15 protein-coding genes are annotated in these 15,783 nt (G+C 54.9%); 5 read left to right on the forward strand and 10 right to left on the reverse strand.

Going from position 1 to position 15,783, the window contains the following annotated elements:
- Positions 1–26: 26 nt before the first annotated feature.
- The 3 genes from ghxP to soxR all read right to left on the reverse strand — a co-directional run bounded on the left by ghxP (position 27) and on the right by soxR (position 2,895).
- Positions 27–1,376, reverse strand: a complete 1,350-nt coding sequence (gene ghxP / locus AFK65_RS17440) for a guanine/hypoxanthine transporter GhxP (RefSeq protein WP_007702244.1) — start codon at positions 1,374–1,376, stop codon at positions 27–29.
- Between the two features lie 314 nt (positions 1,377–1,690).
- Positions 1,691–2,359: a glutathione S-transferase family protein gene (locus AFK65_RS17445; protein WP_007702246.1), complete on the reverse strand. Its 669-nt coding sequence runs from the start codon at positions 2,357–2,359 to the stop codon at positions 1,691–1,693.
- A gap of 77 nt (positions 2,360–2,436) precedes the next feature.
- Positions 2,437–2,895, reverse strand: a complete 459-nt coding sequence (gene soxR, locus AFK65_RS17450; RefSeq protein ID WP_004386207.1) for a redox-sensitive transcriptional activator SoxR — start codon at positions 2,893–2,895, stop codon at positions 2,437–2,439.
- An 86-nt stretch (positions 2,896–2,981) separates the two neighbouring features.
- Between soxR and soxS the strand changes: the two genes are divergently transcribed.
- Positions 2,982–3,305 carry a superoxide response transcriptional regulator SoxS gene (gene soxS / locus AFK65_RS17455; RefSeq protein WP_004386206.1) on the forward strand — a complete coding sequence of 108 codons (324 nt, stop codon included), beginning with the start codon at positions 2,982–2,984 and terminating at the stop codon, positions 3,303–3,305.
- Here the strand turns inward: soxS and AFK65_RS17460 are convergent.
- Positions 3,293–4,900 (reverse strand): EAL domain-containing protein, encoded by a 1,608-nt coding sequence (locus tag AFK65_RS17460; protein WP_144421408.1) that lies wholly within the window; start codon positions 4,898–4,900, stop codon positions 3,293–3,295. The genes soxS and AFK65_RS17460 overlap by 13 nt on opposite strands.
- Before the next feature lie 586 nt (positions 4,901–5,486).
- Between AFK65_RS17460 and AFK65_RS17465 the strand changes: the two genes are divergently transcribed.
- Positions 5,487–5,765: a YjcB family protein gene (locus AFK65_RS17465; protein ID WP_004386205.1), complete on the forward strand. Its 279-nt coding sequence runs from the start codon at positions 5,487–5,489 to the stop codon at positions 5,763–5,765.
- Between the two features lie 62 nt (positions 5,766–5,827).
- Here AFK65_RS17465 and AFK65_RS17470 read toward each other — a convergent pair whose 3' ends face one another.
- From AFK65_RS17470 to ssb1, 3 genes are all read right to left on the reverse strand, one after another.
- Positions 5,828–6,172 (reverse strand): hypothetical protein, encoded by a 345-nt coding sequence (locus AFK65_RS17470; RefSeq protein WP_032805698.1) that lies wholly within the window; start codon positions 6,170–6,172, stop codon positions 5,828–5,830.
- 175 nt (positions 6,173–6,347) lie between these two features.
- Complete coding sequence (locus AFK65_RS17475) at positions 6,348–7,394, reverse strand: GGDEF domain-containing protein (protein ID WP_007702261.1); 1,047 nt, start codon at positions 7,392–7,394, stop codon at positions 6,348–6,350.
- A gap of 353 nt (positions 7,395–7,747) precedes the next feature.
- The gene (ssb1, locus tag AFK65_RS17480) at positions 7,748–8,290 is read right to left on the reverse strand and encodes a single-stranded DNA-binding protein SSB1 (protein WP_007702264.1); all 543 of its coding nucleotides are present in this window, start codon (positions 8,288–8,290) and stop codon (positions 7,748–7,750) included.
- Positions 8,291–8,520: 230 nt separating this feature from the next.
- On the opposite strand from ssb1, the gene uvrA reads away from it, so the two are divergent.
- From uvrA to AFK65_RS17495, 3 genes are all read left to right on the forward strand, one after another.
- The gene (gene uvrA / locus AFK65_RS17485; RefSeq protein WP_038856175.1) at positions 8,521–11,346 is read left to right on the forward strand and encodes an excinuclease ABC subunit UvrA; all 2,826 of its coding nucleotides are present in this window, start codon (positions 8,521–8,523) and stop codon (positions 11,344–11,346) included.
- A 90-nt stretch (positions 11,347–11,436) separates the two neighbouring features.
- Positions 11,437–11,949 (forward strand): hypothetical protein, encoded by a 513-nt coding sequence (locus AFK65_RS17490; protein WP_007702268.1) that lies wholly within the window; start codon positions 11,437–11,439, stop codon positions 11,947–11,949.
- A 12-nt stretch (positions 11,950–11,961) separates the two neighbouring features.
- Positions 11,962–12,306, forward strand: a complete 345-nt coding sequence (locus AFK65_RS17495) for a hypothetical protein (RefSeq protein WP_007702271.1) — start codon at positions 11,962–11,964, stop codon at positions 12,304–12,306.
- Between the two features lie 28 nt (positions 12,307–12,334).
- Here AFK65_RS17495 and AFK65_RS17500 read toward each other — a convergent pair whose 3' ends face one another.
- The 3 genes from AFK65_RS17500 to AFK65_RS17510 all read right to left on the reverse strand — a co-directional run bounded on the left by AFK65_RS17500 (position 12,335) and on the right by AFK65_RS17510 (position 15,697).
- Positions 12,335–14,551 carry a filamentous hemagglutinin N-terminal domain-containing protein gene (locus AFK65_RS17500; RefSeq protein ID WP_007702273.1) on the reverse strand — a complete coding sequence of 739 codons (2,217 nt, stop codon included), beginning with the start codon at positions 14,549–14,551 and terminating at the stop codon, positions 12,335–12,337.
- A 373-nt stretch (positions 14,552–14,924) separates the two neighbouring features.
- Positions 14,925–15,278 carry an MmcQ/YjbR family DNA-binding protein gene (locus AFK65_RS17505; RefSeq protein ID WP_038856174.1) on the reverse strand — a complete coding sequence of 118 codons (354 nt, stop codon included), beginning with the start codon at positions 15,276–15,278 and terminating at the stop codon, positions 14,925–14,927.
- On the reverse strand, positions 15,275–15,697 hold the full coding sequence (locus tag AFK65_RS17510; RefSeq protein WP_007702284.1) for a secondary thiamine-phosphate synthase enzyme YjbQ: 423 nt from the start codon (positions 15,695–15,697) through the stop codon (positions 15,275–15,277). Before AFK65_RS17510 ends, AFK65_RS17505 begins: the two co-directional genes overlap by 4 nt.
- Positions 15,698–15,783 lie beyond the last annotated feature (86 nt).

A 15,783-nucleotide genomic window follows, 5' to 3' on the forward strand; every position in this document is an offset into this window, starting at 1 on the left:
CGCAGCCCGCTTTGTTAAAGAAAGGTTTAGATTGCCCAGCCGCCCGCGTAGAAAGCGACCAGCGCGATGGCGATAACCACGGTGCCGATATTGAGCTTGCGGAACTCGCCCGAGACGATGCGGCCAATCACCAGCGACGCGAAACCGATCATGATGCCGGTCACGATGTTGCAGGTCAGCACGATAAACACCGCGGTAATCAGCCCCGCCATCGCGTCAACGAAATCGGCGAAGTCGATTTTCGCCACGTTGCTCAGCATCAGCAGGCCGACATACATCAGCGCAGGCGCGGTGGCGTAGGCCGGTACCAGATACGAGAGCGGCGAGAGGAACAGGATCAGCAGGAACAGTACGCCGACGGTAATCGCCGTCAGGCCCGTTTTACCGCCCGCTGCGGTGCCGGCGGCAGATTCGATATAAACCGCCGCCGGCGCCGCGCCCACCAGGCCTGAGAAGACGCTGGAGAGGGAGTCGGTGGTCAGCGCTTTGCCGCCGTCGATGATCTGGCCGTCTTTATCCAAAAGATTCGCCTGGCCCGCGACCGCGCGAATGGTGCCGGTGGCGTCGAACACGGCGGTCATCACCAGCGCCAGCACGCTCGGAATCACCACAGGATCGAGCGCGCCCATGATATCAAGGCTGCCAATCAGCGAATTGCCCTTCTCATCGCTCAGCGACGGCATGGCGAACAGGCCGGTGAATTTTACCGTCGGGTCGAAGATCAGGCCGACAATCGAAATGCCGATGATGGTCAGCAGAATGCCGCCCGGCACTTTCAGTTTCTCAAGGCCGATAATCACGGCCAGGCCAATCAGCGACATGATCACCGGGAAACTGGCGAAATGACCGAGCGCCACCGGCAGGCCGTCGAGCGGGTTTTTAATCACCAGGCCCACGCCGTTGGCGGCGATCAACAGCAGGAACAGACCGATACCGATGCCGGTGCCGTGCGCCACGCCCTGCGGCAGATTGCGAAGGATCCAGCTACGAATGCCGGTCGCGGAGATAACGGTAAACAGCACGCCCATCAGGAAGACCGCGCCGAGCGCGACCGGTACGCTGATGTGCTGCCCGAGCACCAGGCTAAACGCCGTAAAAGCGGTCAGCGAAATGGCGCAGCCAATCGCCAGCGGCAGATTCGCCCACAGCCCCATCACGATGGAGCCAACGCCAGCCACCAGACAAGTGGCGACAAACACGGCGGCAGGCGAGAAACCGGCTTTGCCGAGCATCCCCGGCACGACGATCACGGAATAGACCATCGCGAGGAACGTGGTGAGACCGGCAACAATCTCCTGGCGCACGTTACTGCCGCGCGCGGAAATTTTAAAAAAGGCGTCGAGTGAACCGCCGTTACGCGCAGAAGGCGTAGACATAATGAGACATCCCCTGAAAGTGATAGTTTTTTAAAGCCTGCGCGTGGCAAACAACCCGCTGCGGATCAAACGTTAACTCCCTGCGTTCTGTTTGTGGTTTTGGAGGGTCCACAAAAAGCAAACGTTTAACTCCACGCGCAAAAAACGGCAAAATTTATAGGCAAACGATTATCCAGCCTTAGGACGGGGATTTTCAACTGAACTTTATGGCTTTTGGCAAAAAGTTGTGCTGGCTGATGAATAATTCAGCGCAGGCTGCGCAAACGATATCGTTGATGCGCAAAAAACAGGCCTTCGGGTGAAGGCCTGCGTTATTAACTGCCGGGGATCTCCAGCGGGCCGCCTTTTTCAATCGCGCGCCGCCAGGCCGGGCGGGCCTGAAGATTGGTAAGCCAGGCGCGTAGCTGGCGGAACTCGCCGGAGTCGCTGCGCGCCAGCAGGGCGATAACCGGAAAGCTCATCTGGATATCCGCCATGCTGAAGGTCTGCCCGGCAAACCACGGATGCAGCGTCAGGTGATCTTCCATAAAGCGCGTGTGGGTGGCGAGCTGCTTATTAAGCCAGGCTTTCTGCACGCCCTGCCCGAGCGCCTTGCCGAGGGTGCGAAACCCGAGCGGAACAGGCTTTTTGCCAAGGCTGCCAAACACCAGCTTCATCAACAGCAGCGGCATTAAAGACCCTTCGGCGTAATGGAGCCAGATGCGGTACTGGATTTTCTCTTCAGCGCTTTGTGGCTTCAGGCGCTGTTCAGTGTCATACGTCTCCTGGAGGTACTCCAGAATCGCGCCGGACTCGATAATTTTCTGGCCGTTATCCTCCAGCACCGGCGACTTGCCGAGCGGATGCACCTTCTTTAGCGCAGGCGGCGCCAGCATGGTGGGTTCACGCTGGTAGCGCACCAGTTCATAAGGCAGGCCGAGCTCTTCCAGCGCGAAGAGAATGCGCTGCGAGCGGGAATTATTCAGATGGTGGACCGTCAGCATGGCGTTTTCCTTTCGCTTTTCATTGTATTAACTATAGAGAATCCGCCGCCGGCGCACCGAATTTGTTTGCGCGCCGCTTATTCGTCTTCCAGTAAACGCGCCCCGCTGCCCTGCGCGCCCAGACGGTCCTCGGGGTTGCGCAGCGGGCAATCGCGGTGCGACAGACAGCCGCAACCGATGCAGCCGTCGAGATCGTCGCGCAGCGCGGTGAGCGTTTTAATGCGCCTGTCCAGTTCCTCGCGCCACTGCGTGGAGAGCTGCTTCCAGGCCTTCGGGCTCAGGTTATGCCCTTCCGGCAACACGCCGATAGCCTCGCCAATCGTTGCCAGCGGAATACCGATGCGCTGGGCGATTTTAATGATCGCCACCTGACGCAGCACGTCGCGCCGGTAACGCCGCTGATTGCCACTGTTACGGGTGCTTTTAATCAGCCCTTTGCTTTCATAGAAGTGCAGCGCGGAGACCGCCACGCCGCTGCGCTTCGCGACTTCGCCTGGCGTAAGCAGCGATTTGATTCTGGGTGCTTTCTTTTCCATCAGGGGCTTTACCTCAAGTTAACTTGAGGAATTATACTCGCCGACCAGAAGAACGGCTAACCCAAAACAGAGGAAGAGGACGGCTTATGTCACATCAGGAAATTATCCACGCACTGACGCAATGGATTGATGAGCATATTGACCAGCCACTGAATATCGATGTGGTGGCAAAGAAGTCGGGCTATTCGAAATGGTATTTACAGCGGATGTTTCGCACCGTGATGCATCAGACGCTGGGTGAGTATATTCGCAAGCGGCGTTTGCAACTGGCGGCGCAGGAGCTACGAACGACCCGGCGGCCGATTTTTGATATCGCGATGGATTATGGTTATGTGTCGCAACAGACGTTTTCGCGCATTTTCCGCCGTCAGTTCGACCGCACGCCGAGCGATTACCGTCAAAGCGCCTGACGATTAATGGTGCAGTTCTGCCAGCCCGGCACACCCCGGGCGTCATCCTGTTGCAGCCAGGCGACAAACTCCTGACGCGACAGCGCTTTTGAGAAATGCCAGCCCTGGCAATACTGCACCCCACGCTTTAACAGCCAGCCCACCTGTTCGGCGGTTTCCACGCCCTCGGCGATAATCTTTAGCCGCAGGCTCTGGGCCATATCGATAATATGCTCCGCAATCAAATGGCTGGTGCTGTTGGTGGTTAACGTATCAATAAACGATTTATCAATTTTCAGAATATCGACATTCAGCGAATAGAGATTATGCAGGTTGGAATATCCGGTGCCGAAATCATCGATGGCAATCTCAAAGCCTGACTGACGAAACGCCTGAATAACCGGCGTAGTGCGCGGCACGTCAATAAAGCCCCGCTCGGTCACTTCAATCTTGATTTGCTGCGCCCGCACGCCGTGCTGGCTATTTTTTCCTTCGATCAACGCAATCAGACGCGACGAATGGAAATCCGAAGCGGAAAGGTTAATGGAAATATAAATTTGCGGGTGGGTCGCCAGGAAATGGCCCAGATCGTTAAATAACTCTTCTACCACATAATCAGTCACCTGCGCGATCATCCCGGTTTTTTCCGCGAGCGGAATAAACTCCGCCGGGCTCATCACCTGACCGTTATAACCAGGCCAGCGCAGCAGCGCCTCCGCGCCGACGCACATGCCATGCTTAATATCCATAATCGGCTGGTAATGCAGGCACAGCGCCCGCTTCTGCAACGCGCGCTGTAGCTGGCGGCTCGGCGAATTAAAGCGGTTACGCGTACGGGTGCCGAGAAAAACCAGAAAACCGCCCATGACAAGCCCGAGCGGCAGCATAACGGACATCTGACGCCGCCACGCCTGCCAGAACCAGGCATCGCTGGTAGAAACGACGACGGCAATCGGACGCTTGCCGGATTGTACTATCGACCAGAAACGGCCCTCTTTCTGGAAATCGGTATTTCCGGCACGCGTGAAAGACGCAAGCGTTCGCGCGTCGGCCTTTTCGCTTAATGAAAAAAAGCTGTGGGTGGCGGTGTCATAAACGCCATAAATAAGCGTAGTGTCGCTGGATAATATTTCGCTAAAAGAAAGGGGGTTTACGACCGCGACATAATTGCCTTTACGCAAATAAACCATTTTGTGGCCGGAGAAGAACGGTGTATCGCGGTAATAGTAAAAAGCGATATCCGGCGTGCGGGTATAATTGGCGGGTGACAGAATAAAAGGCTGATCGAACAGGGTCGAACATAATAATTCATCTCCCTGCGCGTAAATTAAATCTTCGATATAGATTTGTCCGCGAGAAATATCCAGCATATTTCGTTGATGCGCAGGTGAACATATTTCGCCCTGATATTTTTCGGCTTCGTTACGGGCGGCTTCAACGTGACTTAACACCAGTTCGGTACGGTTGAGCACCAGTTGCGCGAAGGCGTCCAGATGCGCGCGCGTCTCGCTGACCGCCCGGTGATGGGCGACCCAAAGCGCAAGCATCACAGGCAGTAAGACCACCATGATTATGCCTGAGATTCGCAACGCCTGACGTCGTGCCCTGAAATTCATTATGGCCTCATATCCCTGCTTTCTGTGTCACATTTATCGCCTGATGGGACACATCGCAAACAGGTGTTTACGTTGCATCAATCAGCACGCATTGGCAATAGCCATTTCCAGTTATCCGTCCACTATTTCGCGCGAAACATTAAAATTTGCCGTAAGGAAAATAGGGAATGGCTATTTAATTTTTCTTAAGTGAAATATTTGCGTTGATACCCATACTAAAAAGTCATCAGCCACTTCAGAAAGTGTTTTAAGTTAAATTAATCACGGTTGTCGAAAAAATGTACGGGCCGCGTTTTTTTGTGTCGAAATGAAAATTTATGCATCGGGAAAACCCGGCAAGAATTTTTTGAGACGCTTTCTTTTCGCACGTTTTTTATTCCGGACGGTTGCCGGTAAGCGCATTAATTTTGCGTTTTTTTTCGTCAACGCGCGGTCGCCAGACTGGCGAATAAAACAACAAATGTGATACAGTTCACACTTAGTGTGCAAGTTTACATGCTTGCCGTCACGTTAAATTTTAGCGCCGCGCCTGGCCTGCCTCTCCCCGGCCGCTCGCGCGGCAGATCGTTTTTTGAGGACAGGTTTCATGGCTACGCTTACCGCCAGCATGGTACTGATGCGCTGGCAACTTCTGGGTGCGGTTTTAATGTTTCTTGCCAGCACGCTTAATATTCAGTTTCGCAAATCCGACTACCAGGCGCTGGCGGTGATCAGCAGCGGGCTGGGTATCGCCGCTTCCTGCGTATTCGCGACAGGGCTGCTCGGCGTCAGCATCGACTTTCACGCCATCTGGCACAATATGAAAGACGTCATGGTGGAAGTAATGAGCCACACGCCGCCGGAATGGCCGATGGTCGTGACCTGATACCCCTGTCGCCTTTCATTTAAGCCCCTGCATCAGGGGCTTTTTGCTTTCTGCAACGCCGCTTACATACAGCCCGCGCAGCTGGTGCAGCGCCAGTCCGCTTTGTTCACCGCCCGCCAGAAGGCGCGGTAATAGCGCTCCTCCAGCGGAATGCCATTATCGAAAAACCAGTCGGTCAGCCATTCGACGTTCTCGACAATCCACTCATCTTCTTCGAGCCCGTCGGCGAACGTTTCATCCTCAGGATCGATAATCGAGTAGATCCCCCGGGTGTTCATCGCCTTATCCTGCCAGTGTTGCGGCAGCGTCACCGGGCGCGTTTCAAACGTAATGATCCAGTGACCGTGGCAGAGCAGATTGCCGTTACGGCTCCAGGCGGCGGTAAACGGGTTAGGTTCCTGTGACATCGCTTGCATTTCCTGTGTGAAATTCACCTGCGGGCGGCAGCTGGCGCGCACGTCAATAAACGCCGTCGCACAGGAAGGAGTCGCAAAGCATGGCACTTCGCCATCACCGGGAAAATGCTAACTAAGGAGTACCCGGGGGTTACTTTTTACCCATTTCAATTTTTAAATCAGAAAGTTAGTCCGCCATCACCAGCCGGTTCCGCCCCTGCTGCTTACCGGCATACAACATTTTATCAGCGCGATTAAGCGCTTTTTCAAACGCCTCGTCTTTGCCGAGCGCGCTGAGCGCCAGCGTCGCGGTCACTTCACGCGGATTTTTCTCTGTCTGGCCGACCCACTCCTGAATACGCCCCATCAGCCGCTCCGCCACCCGCCTGGCATCCGACAGCGAGGTATCCGGCATCAATACCAGAAACTCCTCCCCGCCCCAGCGCGCCACGATATCGCTCTCGCGCACGTTATCGGTAATGGCGCGAGCGATCCGCTGCAAAATCATATCCCCGTAGCTGTGGCCGCAACTGTCGTTGATCGCTTTGAAATGGTCGATATCCAGCAGCAGCAGCGCCACGTTTGGGTTGCCGGACTCTTTTTCGAGCAGAGCCACCTGATGCATAAAGTGGCGTCGGGTATACAGGTTCGTCAGGCTGTCACGGCTGGCGGTATTAAAAAGATCGAGTTTCATCGTGTGTGTGAATTCGACCGAACGCAGCGTGGTATACATTAGAAAACTAATCGCCATCACCGCATTGGCGATACCGATGCTGTTCAGCACCGACGGGCTTAACCCGGACGCCGTACCGGTATGATGCCGCAGGGCGTAACCTGCCGTGCCCAGCACCGCAATCGCCGCCAGAAACAGCGCGCGCCGCACCGGCACCTGCTGAAAACTGAACGAGACAATCGGGATCAGCGAAAAGACAAACAGATAAAAATTGCTCTCCCAGCCCAGCAATACTGTAGTGACAATGGCATGCGCCAGGATCTCCACGCTCATCAGGGTACCGACATACAGATACCGGTAGTGCTCTATCTCATTCAGGCAGTGGATATAAACCATCACGCTGAAAATGTTAAAAATGGCGAGCGTCGGAATGCTCATCGACAGAAACAGAAAAATCAGCCCGACGTGAATCATCAACGCCAGCCAGACGATCGGAATAATGTGTTGCCAGTACTGGTCGGTCGCCTGGCTAAGGAGTTGGTCGCGATCTCTTTCTGACATGGGCTAACCTGAACTTGGGGCATCCCTGCCGAAAACGTACGGAACGTATGAATACTTCATGAAACCTATATCGGCAGTCATCGGATGAGATTTAGCGCCGCGCCGCGTAAAAGCGCCATCCCCTTCATTTGACGACAGTTTAATCGTGCCAGCAGAGGGCTATACCGTGCGCGGACAGGCATGATGAAAGGCCCCGTGGCGGTAAACGCGTGCTGGCTGAAACGTCTGCCGCGTGTAGGCAGGCAGAAAACGTCGCACAGCCACAGCAGAAAAAGGGTAAAGAAAAAGCCCTGCCGGAGCAGAGCTTTTCAACGCTTTCTGAAGTGAGGCATTCCAGGCGGAACGCCGCGTTATCAGAACGGGATATCGTCGTCGAAATCCATCGGCGGTTCGTTAGAAGGCGCTGGCGCCTGCTGCTGCGGACGGGACTGTGCGCCGCCGCTGAACTGCGCGCCGCCACCCTGCTGCTGCGGCTGCTGAGGCTGACCCCAGCCGCCCTGCTGCTGGCCGCCGCCCATGTTGCCGCCTGCCGGTGCGCCGCCGCCCTGACGGCCGCCCAGCATCTGCATGGTGCCGCCGACGTTCACCACGACTTCGGTAGAGTAGCGATCCTGACCGCTCTGATCCTGCCATTTACGCGTGCGCAGCTGACCTTCGATGTAGATCTGCGAGCCTTTGCGCAGGTATTCGCCCGCCACTTCCGCCAGTTTCCCGTACAGCACGACGCTGTGCCATTCGGTCACTTCTTTCATCTCACCGGTCTGCTTATCGCGCCAGGATTCGGAAGTCGCCAGGCGCAGGTTCGCCACGGCCCCGCCGTTCGGCATGTAGCGTACTTCCGGGTCCTGCCCCAGATTACCGACGAGAATCACCTTGTTTACGCCTCTGCTGGCCATGATCGTGTCTCCTGAAAACATTTCTTAATAGTGTAAACATTCCATTCTACCACGTCAGCCTTCAATGTTGATAGATGCGAGACGGCTTCAGGAAATGTTCACACAGTATACACGGTTGCAAATAAATACTGGATATCCATTCAGGTTAAATTGTGTCATAATTAACCGTTTCTGGCCACCGGTTGTCCTTCAAACACCCAGGCATTAGCGTTCAAATCCAGGAAAGGTGAATGGATAAGATAGAAGTTCGGGGCGCCCGCACCCACAATCTCAAAAATATCAACCTCGTCATTCCGCGCGACAAACTGATCGTCGTGACCGGGCTGTCGGGTTCCGGCAAGTCTTCACTGGCTTTCGACACGCTCTACGCCGAAGGGCAGCGCCGTTATGTCGAGTCGCTTTCCGCCTACGCGCGTCAGTTCCTGTCGCTGATGGAAAAGCCGGATGTCGATCATATTGAAGGGCTGTCGCCTGCTATTTCCATTGAGCAGAAATCGACGTCCCATAACCCGCGTTCTACCGTGGGGACCATCACTGAAATCCACGACTATCTGCGTCTGCTCTACGCCCGCGTCGGCGAACCCCGCTGCCCGGATCACGACGTTACGCTTGCGGCGCAAACCGTCAGCCAGATGGTGGATAACGTGCTGGCGCTGCCGGAAGGCAAGCGCCTGATGCTGCTGGCGCCTGTGATCAAAGAGCGTAAAGGCGAGCACACCAAGACGCTGGAAAACCTGGCAAGCCAGGGCTATATCCGCGCGCGTATCGATGGCGAAGTGTGCGATCTCTCCGATCCGCCGAAGCTGGAATTGCAGAAGAAACATACCATCGAAGTGGTCGTGGACCGCTTCAAGGTGCGTGAAGATTTAGCGCAGCGCCTGGCCGAGTCGTTTGAAACCGCCCTTGAGCTTTCCGGCGGTACGGCGGTCGTGGCGGATATGGACGACGAAAAAGCGGAAGAGCTGCTGTTCTCCGCCAACTTCGCCTGCCCGATTTGCGGCTACAGCATGCGCGAGCTTGAGCCGCGCCTGTTTTCGTTCAACAACCCGGCCGGCGCCTGCCCGACCTGTGACGGCCTTGGCGTGCAGCAATATTTCGATCCGGATCGCGTGGTGCAGAACGGCGAGCTGTCGCTCGCGGGCGGCGCCATTCGCGGCTGGGATCGCCGCAACTTCTACTATTTCCAGATGCTGCGCTCGCTGGCCGACCACTATAAGTTCGACGTCGAAGCGCCCTGGAATACGCTCAGCGAAAAAGTGCAGCACGCGGTGCTGTTCGGCTCCGGTAAAGAAACTATCGAATTCAAATACATGAACGATCGCGGCGACACCTCCGTGCGTCGTCATCCGTTCGAAGGCGTGCTGCATAATATGGAGCGCCGCTACAAAGAGACCGAATCCAACGCGGTGCGCGAGGAGCTGGCGAAATTTATCAGCAACCGCCCCTGCGCCACCTGTGAAGGTACGCGCCTGCGTCGCGAAGCGCGCCATGTGTTTGTCGAAAACACGGCGCTGCCGACCATTTCCGATATGAGCATCGGTCACGCGATGGAGTTCTTCAATAATATGAAGCTCTCCGGCCAGCGCGCCAAAATCGCGGAAAAGGTGCTGAAAGAGATTGGCGATCGCCTGAAATTCCTGGTGAATGTCGGTCTGAACTACCTGACGCTCTCCCGTTCAGCGGAAACGCTCTCAGGCGGCGAGGCGCAGCGCATCCGTCTGGCAAGCCAGATTGGCGCGGGCCTGGTCGGCGTGATGTACGTGCTGGACGAGCCGTCCATCGGCCTGCATCAGCGCGATAACGAACGCCTGCTGGGCACGCTGATTCACCTGCGTAACCTCGGCAACACCGTAATTGTTGTAGAGCACGATGAAGACGCCATCCGCGCCGCCGACCATGTGATCGACATCGGCCCTGGCGCTGGCGTGCACGGCGGCCAGGTGGTCGCGGAAGGCCCGCTGGACGCGATTATGGCGGTGCCGGAATCGCTCACCGGGCAGTTTATGAGCGGTAAGCGCAAGATTGAAGTGCCGAAAGAGCGCGTAAAAGCCGATCCGGAAAAAGTGCTGAAGCTGACAGGCGCGCGCGGCAACAACCTCAAAGACGTTACCCTGACGCTGCCGGTAGGGCTCTTTACCTGCGTAACGGGCGTTTCCGGTTCAGGTAAATCGACCCTTATCAACGATACGCTGTTCCCGATTGCCCAGCGCCAGCTCAACGGCGCGACGATCGCCGAACCGGCGCCGTATCGCGACGTTCAGGGCATGGAGCATTTCGATAAAGTTATCGATATCGACCAGAGCCCGATTGGCCGCACGCCACGTTCGAACCCGGCGACCTACACGGGCGTCTTTACGCCGGTGCGCGAGCTGTTCGCAGGCGTGCCGGAAGCGCGTTCGCGCGGCTACACGCCGGGCCGCTTTAGCTTTAACGTGCGCGGCGGGCGTTGTGAAGCCTGCCAGGGCGACGGCGTTATCAAAGTTGAGATGCACTTCCTGCCGGATATCTACGTGCCGTGCGATCAGTGCAAAGGCAAGCGCTATAACCGCGAAACGCTGGAGATCAAATACAAAGGCAAGACTATCCATGAAGTGCTGGATATGACCATCGAAGAAGCGCGTGAGTTCTTCGACGCGGTGCCGGCGCTGGCGCGCAAGCTGCAAACGCTGATGGACGTTGGCCTGACTTATATTCGTCTCGGCCAGTCCGCCACCACGCTTTCCGGCGGTGAAGCGCAGCGCGTGAAGCTCGCGCGTGAACTCTCGAAACGCGGCACCGGGCAGACGCTCTATATCCTCGATGAGCCGACCACCGGTCTGCACTTCGCGGATATCCAGCAGTTGCTGGCGGTTCTGCATCAGCTGCGGGATCAGGGCAACACAATCGTGGTGATTGAGCATAACCTCGATGTGATCAAAACCGCCGACTGGATCGTCGATCTGGGCCCGGAAGGCGGCAGCGGCGGCGGCGAGATCCTCGTCTCCGGTACGCCGGAAACCGTGGCGGAGTGCGAAGCCTCGCATACCGCTCGCTTCCTGAAACCGCTTCTGAAATAACCCTTACGCGTCGGGTCGTCCGGCCCGACGCACCTCTCGTTTTTCCTCAATGCTTTCTGATGATGTTTCCTGTCACGCGCGTGAGCAGCGATGATTTGCGCACGTCCCTTTCTGATGCTGAATTTCACACAGATCGGGCAAACGCACGAGGACATCATGAACCACGTATCGACGCTAACGCTTTCCGGGCGAGCCTGGCTGCTGTGGCTGGCCGTTCTGCTTTCTGCCTGTAGTCTTATCGGCAACTATCAACCACGCGCGCACGCGCAATTAACTGACCTGATGGCGGCGCATTTACAACTGATCGACGATTTTACCGCGTTATCCGGCCCCCTCGACGCCGCCGCGCTGGCTGATGAAAATCGCCTTCTACGGCTGCGTTTTGCCGAAGCCATTGCCTATTCGGAGAGCCTTCGCGACCCGTTACGTACCGATAATCTGCGTCTGTTACTGATGATTTACCAGGAAGACCATGCCCGTTTGCTCAGGCAACAGCGCCCTTTTACCCCGGCGCAGGCCGCGCTCTGGCGTGACCAGGCACGGCTGGCTTATCTCGAAGCCGTCCGGGGCGAATGCAGCCGGCCCGCTTCCCCATGTCAGTAAAGGAGATGAATTATGAGCGCACTGCTTAACGCCGTAAGCCAGTTGCTGGCTTCCCCGACGTTTCAGAAAAGCGCAGCAAAGATCGTCGCGAATGAATTTCTTAGCCTGTTAAAACAGGGGCTTGACGATCGAGACGCGTTTATCAAAACCAGCGCGGAGATAACCGCGCAGGCGCTGTTAGATCGGGCGCAGGGGATGATCGATGAGGACGATCTGGCGGCGGTGTTAAATAAACAGACAGCGATCGCGCAGATCCATGCCAACAGCAGCGAGATAGCGTTGCGGACGCGGATCCAGTCGGTGGCGATGCGGTTGCTGGAACTTGCGACCGGCACTATCGCTCCCGGACTGAAATAAAAGCCCCGCCGGAGCGGGGCGGGAAAGATTAGTGATGGTGATATTCAGGTGTCGGAGCCGGGGCTGGAGCCGGAGATGGATTCGGTACCGGTGTATGGCCACCGTTATCATCCGGGTGCGGCGTCGGGACGTCATCCGGAATGTAATCGGGAGTAATCGTGCCCTGGTTATCCACGGTACCGCTGATGGTAACGCTCTTACCGTCAATCGTTGCGCCTTTTGCATTTTTCAGCGACTGAACGCTAAAGCGAATATCGCTGTTGCTGTCGATAACCCCTTTGTTCGTGACATTAGTGCCATGCCAGCTCAGCGCGTCGCCTGCTTTGATAGTCCCTTCGTTAACAAAGTTGGTCATATCTGTTTGCAGCGTCATCGCGCCGCCAGCAGTAATCTGGCCTTTGTTATAGCTGGTATCAGCCAGATAATTATGGCCATCGCCTACATTGAGCAACAGATCGCGCGTGGCTGAAATCTTGCCGCTATTATTGAACGTGCCGCTGGTACGAATATTCACGTTGTTACCTTTAATTTCACCCTGACTATCAGAGGTGAAATCATAGGCATTGAGGTTAAGATCCTGAGCGGCGGTCACTTTACCATTGCCATTGTTAAACTGGCTGTACTGGTTAATGGTCAACGATTTTGCAGAATCGATAACGCCGTTATTGTTGTTAATCTCCTGGCTGCTGCTAATCCGCAGGTCAGTATTTTTGCCTGTAGAAACGATACGGCCGGATTCGTTATCCAGCGACGCAACGGTAAGCACGTTTTCGCCAGTCAGATAGTGAGAGTGCGTGTTAGGCCCGTCACTTTCGCCAGCGTAAATACCTCCCGCCTGGTTAGCGCCTTTCCAGTTTTCACTGGCGACGAAATCGTCACTGTTTGTATTAATCAGCTTAGTGGCAGTGATTGACAACGATTTGTCGGCATTGATCAGACCGCTGTTGTTATCAATGTTTACCGTTTCGATATACATATTGCCAGCGGAAGCTATCACACCATTCTCGTTTTTAATGGCATAAACGGAAGGATCGTTATGATTGCTGTATTCGTAGCTGGCACCGAGATCGCCGCCGCTGCTAATAACACCGCTGCGGTTATCGAGCGTAAAGCCTCGCAGAGTCATGTTGCCTTTAGACTCAATCACGCCATCGGTATTATTGGTGTCGCCACCACTAACAGAAACGTTATCGCCAGTGATTTTACCGTTGTGGTTGTTCAGATCACCACGGGAGTTAATCACAAGGCCGCCCGCGTCAGAACGAATTTCACCGTTGCTGTTATCCAGTGACTCGCTGTTAATGCTGAGGGTATTGCCGGACGCGATCACGCTGTTATGGTTTTCAAGCTTACCTGCAGTGGTAATTGTAAGCCCGTCCTGCGCAGTGATATCTGCATTATCAAGACGCACGCCAACGCCCTCTTCGGTACCCAACATCGAGATTTTACCGGCATACATAGAGCCGAGCGAAGAGACATCCAGCGCTACCCCAGGCGCCTGGCCGACACCATCCAGGGTTTTTTCTACGGTACCGATCGTTCTGACGCGGTTCGCGCCTGTCACAATATTAAGGGTATTAGCCTGCAGCTCGGCATTCACTTTTACGGAGCGCGCATAAATATCCGTCATCTGCGGTTTGCCGTTATTGTTAACGTCCATGCCAGCGCCGGTGATGACGACCTGGCCTTTCTGAACGTCATAACCGGTCAGATTGCCCTTATCATCGAAGTTCGCCGTTCCTGTGGTCAGAGTGGCATGATTGGTGTTAATAAAACCGCAGCCGTCACAGGTAATACCGGAAGGGTTCGCAATAATGACCTGAGCAGACTGCCCAGCGACTTCCACCATGCCGTTTAACTGACTTGGATCGGAAGAGCGCACTTCGTTGAGGATCACCGTCGCGCTCTGCCCTGCCAGGTTCGCGTTACCGTTAATATTACCGGCCTGTTGCGTAGACGTATTCGTGGTGCTGTTGTTCAGCACCACGCCATTTTTATCAACGTTAAATTCAGAATAAATATTGTGTGAAACACCCTGGCTGCTGGCTTTATTGATATCAACAACGGTTGCGCCGCCAGCGCTGGTATGAATACCCGGTTGATTGGCTGCGCTGGTATCAGCCGTAATGGCCGCGCTGGCGTTTTGCACCATGCCTAAAGCCAGAAGCGTGGCAAAACAGACAGGGCCCATTTTAGCACGCAACTCTTTCGGGGCGCGAAAGGTTGCTCCTCTGCTGGTTTTCATTTTTCGTCCTTATGATTTCACAATAATTTATAATTGGTATTTATGCCTTGCCGATGAGTTGTTCCCTCAATGGATGGGCTTCGCAATTATAAGCCACTGGGGGATTTAAATAAGGGATATGAATTAATTTAAGATATGTGATCGCTATTATTAAGAATGGTTTTCTGACTTTTACGAAAAATTAGTCTGTGTATCGCCACTGAAATAGACCTGTTCTTTTTAAAAGCCATCCAAAAATAGACACACCTTATTTTTATTAATCAAAAAAACAGAAAAGGAAAATACTTAACGAATAATTTGCGAATTTCAAAGGAAAAAAGATCCGACCGTGCAGCAGTCTTACCTGCTGCACTTTCCGTCGTATTAGCAGCTGTTACACTGACAGCTGTTGTCGGACTTGCTCCGGCAATAGCCCCACAACCTGCTGGTATGACGCGTCGACCAGATAATAGATTTGCGAATCCGGCAATTCTCCATCCAGATACAGCGTGCTCCAGTGCGCTTTGTTCAACTGTGCGCTGGGAAATACGTCTTTATGCTCCTGGCGCAACAGTTCTGCCAGCTCCGGGCTGGTTTTTAACGAGACGGCGGGACGGTTTTTAACGTCGTGCACCATCGCGAACATCACATCGCCGACTTTAATTTGCGCCGCTTTCCACTCCTGGCGCTCACTCTGTTCCGCGCCCGGTTTGTTCATACAATAATCCAGCAAATCAGAATTCGTCATAAAGATTCTCCTTGTAGCGTCGCGACTATCCGGCGCGAGCCGCCATGGTTGCGATGTTCGCCAAGCCAAATCCCCTGCCAGGTGCCGAGCAGCAGACGCCCCTGCGTAACCGGCAACATCAGAGAAACGCCCAACGTAGAGGATTTGATATGCGCAGGCATATCGTCAGGCCCCTCGTCATCATGCTCATACTCGCCGTTATCCGGTACGGCGCTTAGAAAATAACGCTCCATATCGCGACGCACCGAAGGATCGCAATTTTCATTGAGCGTCAAAGAGGCCGAGGTGTGCTGAAGTAAAAGATGCAATAGCCCCGTATGCACCTGCGATAGCACGGGAAGCTGGCTGACAATGTCATCAGTGATGAGGTGAAAACCCCGCGGTCTGGCTTTTAATGTCAGGGTTTGTTGAAACCACATACGCTGCCCCTTAAAAATAGTGATTTTCTAAGTGTGCAGGCTGAGCGGCAAAAGGCAAAATTTCGCTGGCATTCTGTTGTAATTTT

Origin of the sequence: Cronobacter universalis NCTC 9529 (assembly GCF_001277175.1) — a bacterium.
Lineage (GTDB): Bacteria > Pseudomonadota > Gammaproteobacteria > Enterobacterales > Enterobacteriaceae > Cronobacter > Cronobacter universalis.